Origin of the sequence: Streptomyces sp. NPDC001832 (assembly GCF_040297265.1) — a bacterium.
Taxonomy (GTDB): domain Bacteria; phylum Actinomycetota; class Actinomycetes; order Streptomycetales; family Streptomycetaceae; genus Streptomyces.
In genome coordinates this window covers 13082-30660 of sequence record NZ_JBEOYU010000022.1, presented here as the reverse complement: position 1 = coordinate 30660, position 17579 = coordinate 13082, and the positions used below count along the sequence as shown (strand labels likewise).

The 17579-nt window shown below is 68.8% G+C and carries 10 protein-coding genes; 4 read left to right on the top strand and 6 right to left on the bottom strand.

What is annotated here, in order from left to right:
* Window positions 1–44: 44 nt before the first annotated feature.
* Both ABT115_RS18635 and ABT115_RS18630 read right to left on the bottom strand, forming a co-directional pair.
* Window positions 45–3602, bottom strand: a complete 3558-nt coding sequence (locus tag ABT115_RS18635; protein WP_351790849.1) for a bifunctional glycosyltransferase/CDP-glycerol:glycerophosphate glycerophosphotransferase — start codon at window positions 3600–3602, stop codon at window positions 45–47.
* Between the two features lie 148 nt (window positions 3603–3750).
* Entirely contained in the window at window positions 3751–4356 is a 606-nt protein-coding gene (locus tag ABT115_RS18630) for a TetR/AcrR family transcriptional regulator (RefSeq protein WP_351790696.1), read from the bottom strand.
* A gap of 131 nt (window positions 4357–4487) precedes the next feature.
* Between ABT115_RS18630 and ABT115_RS18625 the strand changes: the two genes are divergently transcribed.
* Complete coding sequence (locus tag ABT115_RS18625) at window positions 4488–5429, top strand: ABC transporter permease (protein WP_351790694.1); 942 nt, start codon at window positions 4488–4490, stop codon at window positions 5427–5429.
* Window positions 5430–5433: 4 nt separating this feature from the next.
* Entirely contained in the window at window positions 5434–6210 is a 777-nt protein-coding gene (locus tag ABT115_RS18620; RefSeq protein ID WP_351790847.1) for an ABC transporter ATP-binding protein, read from the top strand.
* 126 nt (window positions 6211–6336) lie between these two features.
* Here the strand turns inward: ABT115_RS18620 and ABT115_RS18615 are convergent, their stop codons facing one another.
* Window positions 6337–11385 (bottom strand): NAD-glutamate dehydrogenase, encoded by a 5049-nt coding sequence (locus ABT115_RS18615; RefSeq protein ID WP_351790691.1) that lies wholly within the window; start codon window positions 11383–11385, stop codon window positions 6337–6339.
* 390 nt (window positions 11386–11775) lie between these two features.
* Here ABT115_RS18615 and ABT115_RS18610 point away from each other — a divergent pair, with 390 nt between their 5' ends.
* Entirely contained in the window at window positions 11776–12345 is a 570-nt protein-coding gene (locus ABT115_RS18610; protein WP_351790688.1) for a DJ-1/PfpI family protein, read from the top strand.
* Window positions 12346–12419: 74 nt separating this feature from the next.
* Here ABT115_RS18610 and ABT115_RS18605 read toward each other — a convergent pair whose 3' ends face one another.
* Complete coding sequence (locus ABT115_RS18605) at window positions 12420–13091, bottom strand: HAD family hydrolase (RefSeq protein ID WP_351790685.1); 672 nt, start codon at window positions 13089–13091, stop codon at window positions 12420–12422.
* A 67-nt stretch (window positions 13092–13158) separates the two neighbouring features.
* Complete coding sequence (locus ABT115_RS18600) at window positions 13159–13665, bottom strand: DUF6912 family protein (RefSeq protein WP_351790682.1); 507 nt, start codon at window positions 13663–13665, stop codon at window positions 13159–13161.
* A 289-nt stretch (window positions 13666–13954) separates the two neighbouring features.
* Between ABT115_RS18600 and ABT115_RS18595 the strand changes: the two genes are divergently transcribed.
* On the top strand, window positions 13955–14383 hold the full coding sequence (locus ABT115_RS18595) for an Rv3235 family protein (protein WP_351790679.1): 429 nt from the start codon (window positions 13955–13957) through the stop codon (window positions 14381–14383).
* Window positions 14384–14713: 330 nt separating this feature from the next.
* On the opposite strand, the gene secA is transcribed toward ABT115_RS18595, so the two are convergent.
* The gene (gene secA, locus ABT115_RS18590) at window positions 14714–17530 is read right to left on the bottom strand and encodes a preprotein translocase subunit SecA (RefSeq protein WP_351790676.1); all 2817 of its coding nucleotides are present in this window, start codon (window positions 17528–17530) and stop codon (window positions 14714–14716) included.
* Between the last annotated feature and the right edge of the window lie 49 nt (window positions 17531–17579).

Below are 17579 nucleotides of genomic sequence, written 5' to 3'. Positions count from 1 at the left end.
GTCCCGCGCGGGCACGGGGACCGGAACCGGGGAACACACAGGCCCTACGGGCGCCGCAGCATCCGGTCGACCACCCGCTGCGTCGCATGTCCGTCATCCAGGTCGCAAAAGTCCCGGAGAAATGCCTCGTACGCCTGCGCGTGTCCCCCGGTGGCCCGCTCCGGGTCGCGCAGTGCCTCGATGAGTCCGGCGGAGCTGGGGATCAGAGGGCCGGGGGCGCGGGCCTCGAAGTCGAAGCAGAAGCCGCGCAGGGTGTCGCGGTAGTGCGCCAGATCGTAGGTGTGGAAGAGCATCGGTCGGCCGGTCTGGGCGAAGTCGAACATCAGCGAGGAGTAGTCGGTGACCAGTGCGTCGCTGACCAGCATCAGCTCACCGACGTCCCCGTAGCGCGAGACGTCACGGACGAAGCCGCTGCCGCTGCCCGGGAGGCGGTCTGTGACCAAATAGTGGCGACGGACCAACAGGACAGTGTCCGCGCCGAGTTCGCGTTCGGCGGCGGTCAGGTCGAGCCGCAGGTCGAGGGCGTAGCGGCCGTCGCCCTGCGGCCGGTCCTCACGCCAGGTCGGCGCGTACAGCACGACCCGCTTGCCCACGGGGATGCCGAGCCGTTCCCGTACCGCCGTGGCGACCTTGACCCGGTCCGGGGCGTGGAACAGGTCGTTGCGGGGACAGCCGCACTCCAAGACCTCGCCCTGGTAGCCGAACGAGCGCCGCAGGACGGGGGTGGCGAAGCGGTTCGGGGAGACCAGGACGCTCCACTGGCGGGCGCGCTGCTCGATGGTGGCGATATCGGCGGCGTCGGCCTGGGCGGTGTCCGCGAGGTCGAGCCCGATGCGCTTGAGGGGGGCGCCGTGCCAGGTCTGGACGACGCACTGGCCCTCGCGCCGCTCGAACCACTCCGGCAGCTGGGTGTTGGTGACGATGTGACGGCTGCGGGCCAGCGCCTCATGCCAGGCGGCGGAGCCGTGCTCGACGGTCATAACGCCCGCCGGGATACGGGCCTGCTGGTCGCGCACCACCCAAAGATGCTCCAACTCGACACCCCGACGGACCACTTCCTCATGGATCGCGCGCGGCGAGTCGGAGTACTGGCGGCCGTCGAAGCTGCTGTACAGCACGGTGTTGCGCAGGGGTGCCATGCGCAGGTCCCGGTACGCCTCGCGCAGCAGCCGCTTGCCACGCGCACCGCGTTCCGCGGCGGTGAGCACCGACGCGGAGTTGATCAGCAGCTGGTCGTGGAAGCGCCGCTCGATGAGGTACTTCCGGCCCGCGAGGGTGCGGGCGGCGGGCAGGGTGCGGTGCGCGACGGCCGGGACACGCAGCGGGGCCTCGTACGCGTCGTTGCTCGCGCCCTTCTCGCGGAGGAAGAGGTACCAGTGGCCCTGGCCCAGCGGAAGCTTCCCGCCCGGTCCCTCGACGGCGTCCGGCCGGAGCGCGGCCCTGAACCGCCGTGCCCCGACGGCACCGGAGAGGGCGAGGGGGAAGACGGCCTCCTCGCCGTGCCCGCTGTGCCGCGCCACCAGCTCGACGGGCCGTTCCAGCTCGTCGGGGAAAGTGCCCTCCAGAAGGAGTTGTCCGTCCTCCGTCCAGGTCGCCAGGTCGACGGCGGGCTGCACGATGCGGTCGCTGATCAGCAGATTTCCTCGGGAACTGACGGTGAGACCGAGTTCGCGCCGCTCGTCCCCGTCCCCGCCCAGCGGGTAGCGGCGCGGCAGTACGGGCCCCGGCACATCGATCGGTGTCCTGCGCCCGTCCGGGCCGACCAGATGCAGGCTGTACGGCAGTTGCGCGCTCGCCGCCCCCTCCCCCGCGCCCTTCCGGGCATCGGCGAAGTAGCCGAGCGGGAGATCGACGGTGAAGCGCCGCCATCCCGCCGCCGAGCCCACGGCCACCTCGTGCACGGTCACCGGGCAGTCGAAGGAGGTACCGGAGGCCCGGTGGGTGAGTGCCAGGCGCAGCGGTCCCTTGCCGAGACGGTCGCGGATCATCCCGTCGATCGCCACGGTTCCGGCGCCGTCATCCGCGTCGCCCGCGCGGTGCGTCTCGTAGCGGGCGTCGATCCGCTCGGCGTGCAGCACCAGCCTGCCGTTCTCGAAGGCGGGCACGATCCGGTGGTCGCCGTCGGGCCGGTGCACGGGCGGCGGTGCGGCCGCCTCGTTCGTCGAGAGGCCGGAGCGACGCAGCATGCCGTGCCCGGCGATGCCGATCTCCAGGCGCCAGGTGAGCCGTTCGAGGCTGCCGCCCGCATCGATGCGGAGCCTTGCCGGGTCGATGACGGTCTCGAAGCCGGACCGGTCGTAGTCGTGCAGGCTCTGCCGGGACCGGGCGGTGGCCTCGGCTTCGGCGACCGTGCGCAGCCGGAGCAGCACCACACGCCGTCGCCCCGCCCGCAGCCAGCCGGCCCGGAACTCGGTGCCACGCGTGGTGGCGGGCAGGTTCCGGATGTACGCGTACCCCTTGAGGTGCAGCTTGCCGCCCCGCCAGTGGGCCTCCCGCAGCCGGGCGGTGAGCGGCAGATCCTGGTCGGTGACCCGCAGCACCGAACGCGGCACCGGCCGGGTGAGCGCCGGGAAGAAGGCGCTGCGGCGCCGCACGCCCCGTACCGCGAACGCTCCCGGCTCGGCCTTGTCGAAGGCGAGCAGGGCCAGCAGTTCGTCGGTCCGCCGTTCGCGCACGAGGTGCCACATCAGGCGCAGCCGCAGCGGGAGCGCGTCGAGCACGGCCGGGTCGACCTGATCCGTGAACTCATTGGCGTACGTGAGGAAGGCGCGCCGGTACTCCTCGTCGCCGTCGGGCAGCGCCTCCATGAAGTACCAGAGGTCGTTGGCGAGGACGTGCGCCTCGTACTGCCGTTTGTCGGCGGCGCCGCGGTGCTCGTCGAGAAAGGTGGAGACGCCCAGCACGTGCGAGGCCCGGTCCTGGACGCCGCGGACGACGGTGCGACGGGTGGTGATCGAACCCGCACGGTCGCGCCAGTGGTAGACGGCGTCCTTCAGCACGTCGACGGAGCGGGCAAGGAAGTGGGCGGGCAGGACGACAGGGATGTCCTCGTAGAGAGCGCCTACCGGGAAGACGAAGGCGTGCTCGTCCCAGAAGGACCGGCGGAAGACCTTGTTGCAGGCGATCCTGTCGACGGCGAGGTCCCAGTCACGGGAAATGTGGGTGCGCAGCCGGGTCGTCGCCATGGGCTTGCGGAAGTCGGGCGACTGCTGGAGCTTGCCCGAGGCCCGCAGCCGCAGCACATTGCCGGACGCGATGTCCGAGCCGGTCTCGTCCAGGGCACCGATGAGGAGTTCGTACGCGCGGGGCGGGAGGACGTCGTCGCTGTCGACGAAGGCGAGATAGCGGGCGTCCGGGTCGCAGTTGCGGACACCGGTGTTGCGGGCGTGCCCGAGTCCGCTGTTCTCCTGGCTCACCAGCCGGAACCGGCCGTCCTGTTCGGCGAACTCGGCGGCCAGGGCCGCGCTGTTGTCGGTGGACCCGTCGTCGACCATCACCACCTCCAGGTCGGTCATGGTCTGCTCCGCGAGGGACTTCAGGCAGTCCGTCAGATAGAGCTCGACGTTGTGGACGGGTACGACGACACTGAGCCGTGGCGGCATTTGAGCACGTCCGTTCATCGGGGCCTGGTTGTCCGTATGGCTCAACCCCATGAAGGGCCGGGGGTCACCGGTTGCGGTCTCTCCCGAACGGGTGACATCGGCTGCGCCGCGTGGACCGACCGGCGGTCGGTCTCAGTACCTGCCCGGCTCAGTTCTTGAGCGCCGCGACGGCGGATGCCGCCAGGTCGTCGAGGTAGCCCTCGGGCAGCGGGGTGCGGACGACGGCGAGCCGCCAGTAGAGCGGGCCGACGATCAGGTCCAGCGCACGGTCCGGGTCGCTGTCCTCGGGCAGTTCGCCGCGCGCCACGGCGTCCCGTACGACGACGGCGGCGATGCCCCGATGCGGGTCCAGCAGGGCCGCCTTGATCGTCTCGGAGATCTCCGGACTGCGGGCTGCCTCGACCAGCAGGTCCGGGATGACCTGCGAGGCGACGGGGTGGCGCAGGGCGTAGGAGGCGAGTTCCAGTACAGCGCGGACGTCCCCGTACAGCGAACCGGTCGCCGGAGCCGGCATGCCCTGGACGGCGACGGCGGAGACCAGGTCGAGGACCAGGGCCAGCTTGGACTTCCAGCGGCGGTAGACGGCGGTCTTGCCGACGCCCGCGCGCCGGGCGATGCCTTCGATCGACATCCGGGCGAAGCCCACCGCGGCCAGCTCCTCGAAGACGGCGCTGCGAATCGCATCGGTGACGTCCTCGCGCAGCACGGCGGCTCCGGCGGGGACACGGCGGCGGGTTCCCGGGTCGGTGGTCATGGCCGAATCATAGTCCGTAACGACGAAACGGTTGCGTTGCGACGCGAATGCACCCTACCCTCAGCGTTGCGACGATACGGTTCCGTCCCGTCGGACGAAGTTTCCCTCCTGCCTTCCCGCCGAAAGCGATCGTGGTGAGCCAGACAACAACCCCAGCGGCCCCGGCCGACACACCTGCCGGTACACCTCTCCCGGTGTACGCACCGGGAGAGCTCGCCGCGCTCGCCGCCCGGCACGGACTGACCATGAGCGGGGCCCGGCCCTCGCTGTGGGCGTACATCCGCCAGCTGTGGGGGCGTCGGCACTTCATCACGGCGTTCGCCACCGCCAAGCTGACCGCCCAGTACAGCCAGGCGAAGCTCGGCCAGATCTGGCAGATCATGACCCCGCTGCTGAACGCGACGGTCTACTACTTCATCTTCGGCGTCCTGATGAACACGAAGCGGAACGTCGAGGACTTCGTTCCGTTCCTCGTCACCGGCGTGTTCATCTGGACCTTCACCAGCAGCTCGATCACCGCGGGCACCCGTGCGATCAGCGGCAACCTCGGCCTCGTCCGGGCCCTGCACTTCCCGCGCGCCTCGCTGCCGATCGCGCTGGCCCTGCAGCAGCTCCAGCAACTGCTGTTCTCGCTGGGCGCGCTGGTGCTGATTCTGGTGGGGTTCGGGCAGTTCCCCAGCCCGTCCTGGCTGCTGGCGATTCCGGCGCTGTTCCTGCAGGCAGTGTTCAACACCGGCGTCTCCATGGTGGTGGCGCGGCTGGCCGCCCGGACGCCGGACATCGCCCAACTGATGCCGTTCATCCTGCGCACCTGGATGTATGCCTCGGGCGTCATGTGGAGCGTGGACACGATGCTCAAGGGGGACCGGGTTCCGCACTTCGTGATGGTGATGCTGGAGTGCAATCCGGCGGCGGTCTTCATCAACCTGATGCGGTTCGCGCTCATCGACAGCTTCGACGCGTCCCATCTGCCGCCGCATGTGTGGGCGATAGCCGCGGGCTGGGCACTCGTGTGCGGCGTGGGCGGATTCGTGTACTTCTGGCAGGCGGAAGAGCGGTACGGACGTGGCTGACAACATGACGGACGACAACGAGCGGATGCCGACCGTCGTCGTGGACGACGTCCACATCACGTACAAGGTCAATGGCGCCCGTACCGGAAGGGGCAGCGCCACCTCGGCGCTCAGCCGGATCGTCTCGCGCCGACAGGCACCCGGGGTGCGCGAGGTGCACGCCGTGAAGGGGGTGAGCTTCGCCGCGTACAAGGGCGAGGCCATCGGCCTGATCGGTTCCAACGGCTCGGGGAAGTCGACGCTGCTGAAGGCGATCGCCGGTCTGCTGCCCGCGACGAAGGGCCGGGTGCACACCCAGGGCCAGCCCTCGCTGCTCGGGGTGAACGCGGCACTGATGAGCGATCTGACCGGCGAGCGCAACGTCGTACTCGGCGGCCTCGCGATGGGCATGACGCGGGCCCAGATCCGCGAGCGCTACCAGGGGATCGTCGACTTCTCCGGCATCAACGAGAAGGGCGACTTCATCACGCTGCCGATGCGGACGTACTCCTCCGGCATGGGCGCCCGGCTGCGCTTCTCGATCGCCGCTGCCAAGAGCCATGACGTCCTCCTGATCGACGAGGCGCTGTCCACCGGCGACGCCAGGTTCCAGCGACGCAGCAAGGAACGGATCAAGGAGCTGCGCAAGGAGGCCGGCACTGTCTTCCTGGTCAGCCACAGCAACAAGTCGATCACCGAGACCTGTGACCGGGCGATCTGGCTGGAGGCGGGGACGCTGCGGATGGACGGTCCGGCGGACGAGGTCGTGGCCGCGTACGAGAAGTTCACCGGCAAGAAGTAGCGGCGCGGGCGGCGGGCCGGGGAGCGTCCGGGGCCAGAACCCGAGCCCAAAGATCAAACCCGTCCGGCGATCGGGGGCGGGGCGGTTACCGGGCACCCCCGGCAACCGCCCCGCCCCCACCAACCCCTACGCGTGCGTACGCAACAACGTCCGCATCGTCCGCATGGCCACCGACAGATTCGCCAGATCGAACGCGTCCGACCCCTGAATCTCCTCAAGCGTGGAACGCGACCGGGCCAGGATCGCCGCGTTCTTCTCCTCCCACGCCTTGAACCGCTCCCCCGGCGTAGCGGTCCCGTTGCCCACCGACAGCACATCCGCGGTGAGCGCGGCATGCGCGGCGTACAGGTCCTCGCGAATGGAGGCGCGGGCCATGGACTGCCAGCGGTCGGCCCGCGGCAGTTCGATGATCCGGTCCATCAGCTGGGTGATGCCCAGCCGGTCCGCGAGGTCGTAGTACACCTCGGCGACGGAGAGCGGATCCTTGCCGGTGCGGTCCGCGATCGCCACGATGTCCAGCACCGGGAAGGCGGAGGAGAATCCGGCGACCCGCTGCGCCAGCTCGCCCGGGACACCCGCTTCGGTGAGCTCGTCCAAGATCGACTGGTACCAGTCCAGGTCGGCGCCCACCAGCATCTTGGGCAGCTCGGCCCAGACCTGCTCGACACCCGCCTTGAAGAAGTCGACCGTCCCGGCGATCTCCAGCGGCTGCGGCCGGTTGCCGAGCAACCAGCGCGAACCGCGCTCGACGAGCCGGCGCGAGTGCAGCCGGATCCGGGTCTGCACATCGGCGGCGACCTTGTTGTCGAGCGCCTCGACGGCGTCCCACACCTGGCCGAGGCCGAAGATCTCGCGGGCCGCGAACTGCGCCCGCACGATCTCCTCGATCGAGGCTCCGGTCTCTTCCCGCAGCCGGTGCAGGAAGGTCGAACCACCGCTGTTCACGGTGTCGTTGACCAGAACCGTGGTGATGATCTCGCGACGCAGCGCGTGGCCGTCGACCGCCTCGGGGAACTGCTCGTGCAGCTGCTGCGGGAAGTAGGCGTGCAGCAGCTTCTGCAGCTGCGGGTCGTCCGGCAGGCTGGTCTTGATCAGCTCCCGGGCCACCGTGATCTTCGTGTAGGCGAGCAGCACAGCCAGTTCGGGCTGGCTGAGCCCCTTGCCGGCGTTCAGCAGTTCACGGATCTGCCGGTCGGTGGGCAGGAACTCCAGCCCGCGGTCGAGGTCCCCGTCACGGACCAGCCGGCGCATGAAGCGCTGGTGGGCGTGGAGCAGGGAGGACGACTGGGTCGTGGCGTTGGCGAGCGCCACGTTCTGCGCGTAGTTGTTGCGCAGCACCAGACGGCCGATCTCGTCGGTCATATCGGCGAGCAGCTTGTTGCGCTGCTTGACGGTCATGTCGCCGTCCCGGACCAGACCGTTGAGCAGGATCTTGATGTTCACCTCGTGGTCGGAGGTGTCCACACCGGCGCTGTTGTCGATCGCGTCGGTGTTGATCCGGCCGCCGTTACGGGCGAACTCGATCCGGCCGAGCTGGGTGGCACCGAGGTTGCCGCCCTCGCCGACGACCTTGGCCCGCAGGTCCTGGCCGTTGACGCGGATCGCGTCGTTGGCCTTGTCGCCGACGTCCGGGTTCGACTCGGCGGACGACTTGATGTACGTACCGATGCCGCCGTTCCACAGCAGGTCGACGCGGGCCTTGAGGATGGTCTGCATCAGCTCGGCGGGCGTCATCTTCGTGACGCCCGACTCGATGCCGAGCGCTTCACGGATGTGCGCGTTGACCGGGATGGACTTGGCGCTGCGCGGGTGGACGCCGCCGCCCGCGGAGATCAGCTCCTTGTTGTAGTCGGCCCAGGAGCTGCGCGGCAGGTCGAAGAGGCGGCGCCGCTCGGCGTACGAGGTGGCGGCGTCCGGGTTCGGGTCGATGAAGATGTGCCGGTGGTCGAAGGCGGCGACGAGCCGGATGTGCTCGGAGAGCAGCATGCCGTTGCCGAACACGTCACCTGACATGTCACCGACGCCGACGACGGTGAAGTCCTCGGCCTGGGTGTCATGGCCGAGCTCGCGGAAGTGCTGCTTGACGGACTCCCAGGCACCGCGGGCGGTGATGCCCATGCCCTTGTGGTCGTAGCCGGCGGAACCACCGGAGGCGAACGCGTCGCCGAGCCAGAAGCCGTACGAGTCGGCGACCTCGTTGGCGATGTCGGAGAACTTCGCGGTGCCCTTGTCGGCGGCAACGACCAGGTAGTTGTCGTCCTCGTCGTGACGGACGACGTCCCTGGGCGGCACGACCTTGCCGGCCACCATGTTGTCGGTGATGTCGAGCAGCGCCGAGATGAAGGTGCGGTAGGAGGCGATGCCTTCCGCCATCCAGGCGTCACGGTCGACGGCCGGGTCCGGGAGCTGTTTGGCGACGAAGCCACCCTTGGCGCCGACCGGCACGATGACGGTGTTCTTCACCATCTGCGCCTTGACCAGACCGAGGATCTCCGTACGGAAGTCCTCGCGCCGGTCCGACCAGCGCAGACCGCCTCGGGCGACCTTGCCGAAGCGCAGGTGCACGCCCTCGACACGCGGCGAGTAGACCCAGATCTCGAACGCCGGACGGGGCGCCGGCAGGTCCGGGATGGACTGCGGGTCGAACTTCATCGAGACGTAACCGTGCGGCTTCCCGCCATCCTCCATCTGGAAGAAGTTCGTGCGCAGGGTGGCCTTGATGACAGTGAGGAAGGACCGCAGGATCCGGTCCTCGTCGAGCGAGGCGACCTGGTCCAGGGCCCCGTCCAGCTCCTCGAGGAGCCCGTCGGTCAGCTCCGTACCGGCCCGCTGGCGCTCGGGCGACATCCGCGCCTCGAAGAGCGAGACCAGCAGCCGAGTGGTGTGGACGTTGTTACGGAGAGTGCTCTCCATGTAGTCCTGGCTGAAGGTCGATCCTGCCTGGCGCAGGTACTTCGCGTAGGCACGCAGCACCATCGCCTGCCGCCAGTTCAGACCGGCGCCCAGCACGAGCGAGTTGAAGCCGTCGTTCTCCGCCTCACCGGTCCACACGGCGGCGAAGGCGTCCTGGAACCGGTCGCGGGCGTCATCGGCGAGGTAGTTGCCGGTGCCGTTGGTCTGCGGCATCCGCAGACCGAAGTCGTAGATCCAGGCGTGGGTACGGTCCGCGCAGCGCAGCTCGTACGGACGCTCGTCGACGACCTCGACACCGAGTCGCTGGAGCGCCGGGAGCACGGCGGACAGCGAGACCTGCTCGCCGGTCCGGTAGATCTTGAAGCGGCGCTCGCCGGGGCCGGCGCTGACCGGCTCGTACAGGCTGAGGGCGAAGTCCTTCTCGTCCTTCTTGAGGGCCTCCAGGTGGACCAGGTCGGCCACGGCGGCGCGTGGCGTGTGGTCGGCCTTGTAGCCCTCGGGGAACGAGTGGCTGTATTGGCGCAGCAGCTCGGCGGCGCGCTCCTCACCGCACTCGGCGCCCAGCGCCTCCTGGAAGCCGTCGGCCCAGGAGCGGGCTGCCTCGACGAGCCGGGCCTCGATGCGGTCGGCCTCGGCGTCTGTGAGGTCGGGCAGCTCGGTGCCGGGTGCGACCCGGACGACGAAGTGCAGCCGGGAGAGGACCGACTCGGTGTTCCAGGCGGTGAAGTCGACGCTGGTGCCGCCCAGTTCCTCCTTGAGGATGTCGATCAGGCGGAGGCGTACACCGGTGGTGTAGCGGTCGCGTGGCAGGTAGACGATCGCGGAGTAGTAGCGCCCGTACTCGTCCTGGCGCAGGTAGAGCCGCAGCCGACGGCGCTCCTGGAGGTACAGCACGGAGGTGACGACGGAGCGCAGCTGGTCGACGGGCGCCTGGAAGAGCTCGTCGCGCGGGTACGTCTCCAGGATCTGCAGCAGGTCGCGGCCGTCGTGGCTGTCGGGCGAGAAGCCCGCGCCTTCCAGTACCTCGGAGACCTTGCGGCGGATGACGGGCACCCGGCGCACGGACTCGGTGTAGGCGGCGGACGAGAACAGCCCGAGGAATCGGCGCTCACCGATGACGTTGCCGTCGGCGTCGAACTTCTTCACACCGACGTAGTCGAGGTAGCTGGGGCGGTGGACGGTAGCCCGGCTGTTGGCCTTGGTGAGGATGAGGAGCTTGCGCTCGCGGGCCTTGGCCCGGGCGTCGGCGGGCAGCCGGTCGAAGGACGGGCTGACGGGGTGCGCCTCGTCGACGCTGTGGTGCGGGTCGGAGCGCAGGATGCCGAGGCCGGTGCCGGGGACGGCGGCCAGCGCGTCGGTTTCCTTCAGCTCGTACTCGCGGTAGCCGAGGAAAGTGAAGTGGTCGGCGGCGAGCCAGCGCAGCAGCTCCCTGGCCTCGTTCACCTCTTCGTCGGCGAGGTCGTCGAGCGGCTCGCCGGGCAGGTCGTCGGCGATGCGCAGTGCGGCGTCGCGCATCTTCTCCCAGTCCTCGACGGTCTCCCGTACGTCGGACAGCACCCGCAGCAGATCGGTGGCGATCTGCTGGAGGTCGGAGCGGTCGGTCTCGCGGTCGATCTCGACGTGGATCCAGGATTCGACGAGCGCGTCGTGCGGCAGCTCGGTCCCGGCGCCCTTGGCAGCCTTGGCGCCCTTGGCGTTCTTGGCGTTCTTGGCACCCTTGGCGTTCTTGCGGCCCTGCGGGCTCGTCGAGATGCCGTTGCCCTCGGCAAGGACCTCGATGAGCTTGCCGGTGACGTCGCGGCGCACGACGACCTGCGGGTGGATCACGACATGGATGCCGCGCCCCTGCCGGGACAGCTCGTTGGTGACGGAGTCGACCAGGAACGGCATGTCGTCGGTGACGACCTCGACCACGGAGTGGCTGCACGTCCAGCCGTTCTCCTCGACGGTCGGAGTGTGCACCCGGACGTTCGCCGTGCCTTGCGGGCGTGTCTCCGCGAGCCGGTAGTGGGAGGAAGCAGCGCCGAAGACATCCACAGGGTCACGGCCCGCGATGTCCTCCGGAGCGGTGTGCAGGTAGTAGCGCTGGAGGTAGGCGAGAATTACGTCCTGTCCGGGACGCTCCTGGTCGGCCCCGGTGGCCGCAACACGTACCCGGGGGGTACCGCCCGGGCCGCCGACACCACCGCCCGGGCTGTTGTCAGCTACCTTGGCGGCCCGTACGAGCAGCTCGGCCTTGGCTTCGTCCAGCTTGGTCTGCATGTCCTCTGGCTCCTGTCGCGCGCCGTTGCGTGACGTAGGTGGAAAAGACGACGTACCGCCACGACACGGGGTTTCCGGTCTGAGTCGACGCTATGCCGCTATGAGAGATGGCCGGGACCATATCGGCCTTTTTTGGCAGTCGGCCCGGGCTGTGAGGATCAGTGATGGCCCGGGTGCTGTGGCACTCCGGGCGCAGGCCGGGGGCTTCGCTGCCCCCGAGGCGTATCGCGCTGATCACGGGGTCCAGGCTATCTCGCCCGCCCCCGTAACCGTCACGGGCCGCATGTGTACAAAAGACGGCCCCGAAGTTTGACACTCTGGACAGCGCGTCGGCCCGCATTGCCGCACTCTGGTAGACGAAACAGGCCGACGAACCGTGGGAGCCCCGCCATGGCACCGAAGATCCTGATCGTCACCGGCGACGCCGCCGAGTCCCTGGAAGTCCTTTATCCCTACCAGCGGCTGCGTGAGGAGGGCTACGACGTCCATATCGCCGCCCCCGCCCGCAAGACGCTCCGCTTCGTGGTCCACGACTTCGCGCCCGGCTTCGACACGTACACCGAGAAGCCCGGCTACACCTGGCCCGCCGACCTGGCCTTCTCCGAGGTCGACCCCGGAGACTACGTGGCCCTGGTCGTCCCGGGCGGCCGGGCCCCCGAGTATCTTCGCAACGACGCCGAGCTGCGCAAGATCCTCAAGGCCTTCTTCGACTCGGACCGGCCGGTGGCCCAGATCTGCCACGGCCCGCTGATGACGGCGGCGGTCGGCGCGCTGGCCGGCCGGCACGTCACCGCGTACCCCGCGCTGGAGATCGACATGCAGGCGGCGGGCGCTGTCTTCGAGGACCATGAGGTGGTGGTCGACGGCACCCTGATCTCGTCCCGTGCGTGGCCGGACCACTCGGCGTGGATGCGCGAATTCCTGAAGGTGCTCCGCACAAAGGCCCCGGTGACCACCTGACGGCGCCCAAGCCCCCTCAGAGGCTTGTCGGGTGACCGCTGATCGGCGCGGGCCACCCCACAGCTTCTCCCTCCCTATCCAGCCATCTGCTCGGCGAGGTCGGCGGCCTCGGCCAGGCTGTCGACCACCGGCACCCCGGCCGCCTCCAGACTGGCTCTGCTGTGCGATCCGCCGGTGTAGAGCACGGCCTTCGCACCGACGTGGGCGGCGGCCACGGCGTCGTCCGCCGCATCGCCGATGACCACCGTGTGCTCCGGGGATACCCCGTCCAGTGCAGCGATGTGCCGCTTCATGTGCCGCGCCTTGCTGCCGCCGGACGGCCCGGTGCGCCCGTCGACGCGTACGAAGTGCCGTTCGATGCCGTACCCCCGGACCACGGGGACCAGCTGGTCGTGTCCGTACATGCTCAGGAGGGACTGGCTGCGCCCGGCCAGCCGCCACTGAACGAGAAGCTCCTCGGCACCTTCGGTGAGCCCGCAAGCGGCCCGCTGCTCGGTGTAGTACCGGTGAAATATCCCGTCCATCCGCTCCCACTCGGCTTCCGTGGGCAGCCGGCCCATCAGCCGTTCGTAGAAGCGGGGGATCGGGATGCAGTACATCTCGCGGTACTGCTCCAGCGTGATCGGCTCCAGGCCGACCTCGCCGAACGCGGCGTTGGTCGCGCCGACGACTGCGGCGTTGTCGTCGAGCAGCGTGCCGTTCCAGTCCCAGACCAGATGAGTGCGGTGCCTCCGATGCGTCCCCATGCGTAAGAAAGTACCCGCCGGGTCCGACACATGTCCGGCAGCGGGGGCAGTATCCTCGCCGCCCCTCTCATCCGATCAGATTCGGAATCTCCTGAATGCCGAACCAGAGCAGCTCGTGGTCCTCGGCGCCGTCCACCGTGAACTGAGCGTCGTCGTCACCGAGGTCTGCCGCGCCCAGCGCAGCCGCGGCGGCCGTGACGTCCTTCTCCGCGTCGTCCGCGTCGACATGCACAGCGGCAGCCTCGGTCAGCGCCACGGAGGACGCGATCCGCACCTCCCCGAGCGACGACGAGTCGAGGCTGCGGTCCGGGTCGGCCACGGCCACGCCGTCCGGTACGTCGACGGCGACGACGACCCGCCGGCGGACCGCTTCGGGGTTCCCGGCGATCAGACGCAGCGAGGCGGAAGCGGCCCGGTTGAGCGCCGCGTACTCCAGCTCTTCGATGTCGTCGGAGACGTACCACTCGCGCAGTCCGGGGGTCACCGCATAGGCGGTCAGCGGACCGGGACCGATCTCGCCCGCCTTGTGCGCCGCTGCGAGACCGGGGAGCGTCAGGGGGACGTACACGCGCATGGCTGGCCGCTTTCGTAGTCGGAAACGTCCTCAGGATACGTGCGACGTCCCCCTTTGGGGTTACGTGCACCACTGCTGCCCCGTCCACCCCGCAACCGCCTCTCACCTCCTCATGCCTTCCTCGCACCCCGCACGGCACCGGGCGCATCACCCGGATAGGTGATTCCTCACGATCGCGTTCGTCCCCCATCGGCGCTTGCGACTACGTCCACCGTCGCCGTAGAAGGTCCACAGCAGAAGTTACCGCCCGGTATTCGGCCGGGCCTCTGAAGCACGGGGGCAATGAGCGATGAGCACGAACAGGACCCGGCCCACCGGACGACGCGACCAGCACAGGCCCGTGTCCGTACCACCGCAACGCGCAAGGACTCCCCGACGCGTCCGCCCCCACCACTGGTTCGCCGAGCGCCTTCTGGCGGTCCTCAGCGGCCAGCGCCCGGTGCACTGGATGCTCGGACACACCATCGGCGAGGCGTACGACCAACTGGCCGAACTGGCTCCCCGCACCCCCCTCAGGGCTCGCGGCGCCCGCCCGGTCATCCGCATGTGCCACGGCGCCCAGCCGGCGCCTGGCGTGGTGGAGGCCTGCGCGAGCATCGCAGCGGGCGAACAAGTGAGGGCCATGGCCTTCCGCCTGGAACAGGGCACAGACCTCCGCTGGCGCTGCGCAGCAGTAGAGCTGGGCGACGAACACCTGCAGGCAACGCCCAGCCGGTGAACGCCCGGCCAAGGACCCCCAGGGCCCGTGGACGCGCGAGCAGCGGAGCCTGGGGAAGGCCTTGCGTACCACCTCCAGGCCTCACCCCACCCATGCCCCGCACTCCCAGCCCCACCGGCGCTGGAGGAGCGGGGCCCGGGGCAGAGCCCCGGTTCCGGGAAGGCACGAGGAAAGCCCCGCGCAGTGGCACACCAGGGACACCAGGGACACCAACCCATCCCAGAACGCCCCGCACCAGGGACCCAAAACGCACCAGGGACCCAAAACAAGCCGGGGCCGGGCACCCACAAAAGGTGCCCGGCCCCGGCCAACACGCCACCAGCGCCGCCGCTACTTCTTGCGGCGCCGCCCACCATTCTTCTGCGCCTTGCGCCGCTCCGCCCGAGTCAGCCCGTCCGACTCGGACGCAGCAGCCCTACCGTCACCGTTGGAGAAGTCGCCCTCGACGACCCCGCCCTCCCCGTCCACTGTGGGAGCCGAGAAGTGCAGCCGGTCCGGACGCTGCGGAGCATCGAGCCCCTTGGCCCGGATCTCCGGACGCGCCGCGGGCACGAGGTCCTCCTTGACGAGCGAGGTCCGCTCGGCCTCGTCCTGCACCGGAACCTCCTCGACCTGCTGCTCGACCTGGACCTCCAGGTTGAACAGGTAGCCGACGGACTCCTCCTTGATGCCCTCCATCATGGCGTTGAACATGTCGAAGCCCTCGCGCTGGTACTCGACCAGCGGGTCCTTCTGCGCCATGGCACGCAGACCGATGCCCTCCTGGAGGTAGTCCATCTCGTAGAGGTGCTCACGCCACTTGCGGTCCAGGACGGACAGCACCACACGCCGCTCCAGCTCACGCATGATGTCCGAGCCGAGCTGCTTCTCGCGTGCCTCGTACTGCTCGTGGATGTCGTCCCTGATGGACTCACCGATGAATTCGGCAGTGATCCCGGCCCGGTCGCCCGCCGCGTCCTCCAGCTCGTCCACAGTGACCTTCACCGGGTAGAGCTGCTTGAACGCACCCCACAGCCGGTCCAGATCCCACTCCTCGGCGAAGCCCTCGGCGGTCTCCTGTCGGATGTAGTCGTCGATCGTGTCGTCCATGAAGTGGCGGATCTGGTCCTGCAGATCCTCGCCTTCCAGGACCCGGCGTCGCTCGCCGTAGATGACCTCGCGCTGCCGGTTGAGCACCTCGTCGTACTTCAGGACGTTTTTACGCGTCTCGAAGTTCTGCTGCTCGACCTGCGACTGGGCCGACGCGATCGCCCGCGTCACCATCTTGTTCTCGATCGGCACATCGTCCGGCACATTGGCCATCGACATGACGCGTTCGACCATCTGCGCCTTGAACAGCCGCATGAGGTCGTCGCCGAGCGACAGATAGAAGCGGGACTCGCCCGGGTCGCCCTGACGACCGGAACGACCGCGCAGCTGGTTGTCGATACGCCGCGACTCATGCCGCTCGGTGCCCAGGACGTAGAGGCCACCGAGCTCCCTGACCTCTTCGAACTCGGCCTTCACAGCCTGCTCGGCCTTCTCCAGCGCGGCGGGCAGCGCGGCCGCCCACTCCTCGACGTGATCGACGGGGTCGAGGCCGCGCTGGCGCAGCTCCGCCTCGGCAAGGTCGTCGGGGTTGCCGCCGAGCTTGATGTCGGTGCCTCGTCCGGCCATGTTCGTCGCGACCGTGACCGCGCCCTTGCGGCCGGCCTGGGCGACGATCGTCGCCTCACGGTCGTGCTGCTTGGCGTTGAGGACCTCGTGCTGGACACCGCGCTTGGAGAGCTGCTGCGAGAGGTACTCGGACTTCTCGACCGAGGTGGTGCCGACCAGGATCGGCTGGCCCTTCTCGTGCTTCTCGGCGATGTCGTCGACGACCGCGGCGAACTTCGCGACCTCGGTGCGGTAGATCAGGTCCGACTGGTCGGCGCGGACCATCGGCCGGTTGGTCGGGATCGGTACCACACCGAGCTTGTAGATCTGGTGGAACTCGGCGGCCTCGGTCATCGCCGTACCGGTCATGCCGGAGAGCTTGCTGTAGAGGCGGAAGAAGTTCTGCAGGGTGATCGTGGCGAGCGTCTGGTTCTCGTCCTTGATGTCCACCCCCTCCTTCGCCTCGATCGCCTGGTGCATGCCCTCGTTGTAGCGGCGGCCGGCGAGGATACGGCCGGTGTGCTCGTCGACGATCATGACTTCGCCGTCGATGACGACGTAGTCCTTGTCCTTCTTGAAGAGTTCCTTGGCCTTGATGGCGTTGTTGAGGTACCCGACGAGGGGGGTGTTCACCGACTCGTAGAGGTTGTCGATGCCGAGCCAGTCCTCGACCTTCGAGACGCCGGACTCATGGATGCCGACGGTCCGCTTCTTCTCGTCGACCTCGTAGTCGCCGGTCTCCTCGATGCCCTTGAGCGGATTGCCCGCCTCGCCCTTGGCCAGGCGAGTGACCAGCTTGGCGAAGTCGCCGTACCACTTGGTGGCCTGGTCGGCCGGGCCGGAGATGATCAGCGGCGTACGGGCCTCGTCGACGAGGATCGAGTCGACCTCGTCAACCACGGCGAAGTTGTGGCCGCGCTGGACGAGCTCGTCCGCGGACCACGCCATGTTGTCGCGGAGGTAGTCGAAGCCGAACTCGTTGTTCGTGCCGTACGTGATGTCGCAGGCGTACTGCTCACGGCGCTGGGCGGGCGTCATGTTGGCGATGATGCAGCCGACGGTCAGGCCGAGAAACTTGTGGACCCGGCCCATCATTTCGGAGTCGCGCTCGGCCAGATAGTCATTGACCGTGATCAGGTGCACGCCCTTGCCGGAGAGTGCGTTGAGATACGCCGGCAGGGTACCGACCAGGGTCTTGCCCTCGCCGGTCTTCATCTCGGCCACATAGCCGAGGTGCAGAGCTGCGCCGCCCATCATCTGGACGTCGTAGTGGCGCTGTCCGAGGACCCGCTTGGCGGCTTCACGGACTGTTGCGAATGCCTCGGGGAGCAGGTCGTCCAGGCTCTCGCCGTCCGCGTACCGTTCCTTGTACTCGTCGGTGAGCGCCCGCAGCTCGGCGTCGGAGAGGTTGACGAAGTCCTCTTCGATGGAGCTGACCTGGTCCGCGATGCGGTGCAGTTTGCGCAGGATCTTGCCTTCGCCTGCACGCATGAGCTTGTTGAAGACGGACACTGAGGCTGGTCTCCTTGCCGGTCGGGCCTGGCACTGGGTCGTGTATGGA

Coding starts and splice junctions, on each gene's coding strand:
- ABT115_RS18600 (WP_351790682.1), bottom strand. CDS start 13,665: ATGCGCGTGTACGTCCCCCTGACGCTCCCCGGTCTCGCAGCGGCGCAC.
- ABT115_RS18635 (WP_351790849.1), bottom strand. CDS start 3,602: ATGCCGCCACGGCTCAGTGTCGTCGTACCCGTCCACAACGTCGAGCTC.
- ABT115_RS18630 (WP_351790696.1), bottom strand. CDS start 4,356: ATGACCACCGACCCGGGAACCCGCCGCCGTGTCCCCGCCGGAGCCGCC.
- ABT115_RS18595 (WP_351790679.1), top strand. CDS start 13,955: ATGAGCACGAACAGGACCCGGCCCACCGGACGACGCGACCAGCACAGG.
- ABT115_RS18610 (WP_351790688.1), top strand. CDS start 11,776: ATGGCACCGAAGATCCTGATCGTCACCGGCGACGCCGCCGAGTCCCTG.
- ABT115_RS18615 (WP_351790691.1), bottom strand. CDS start 11,385: ATGCAGACCAAGCTGGACGAAGCCAAGGCCGAGCTGCTCGTACGGGCC.
- ABT115_RS18620 (WP_351790847.1), top strand. CDS start 5,434: ATGACGGACGACAACGAGCGGATGCCGACCGTCGTCGTGGACGACGTC.
- ABT115_RS18605 (WP_351790685.1), bottom strand. CDS start 13,091: ATGGGGACGCATCGGAGGCACCGCACTCATCTGGTCTGGGACTGGAAC.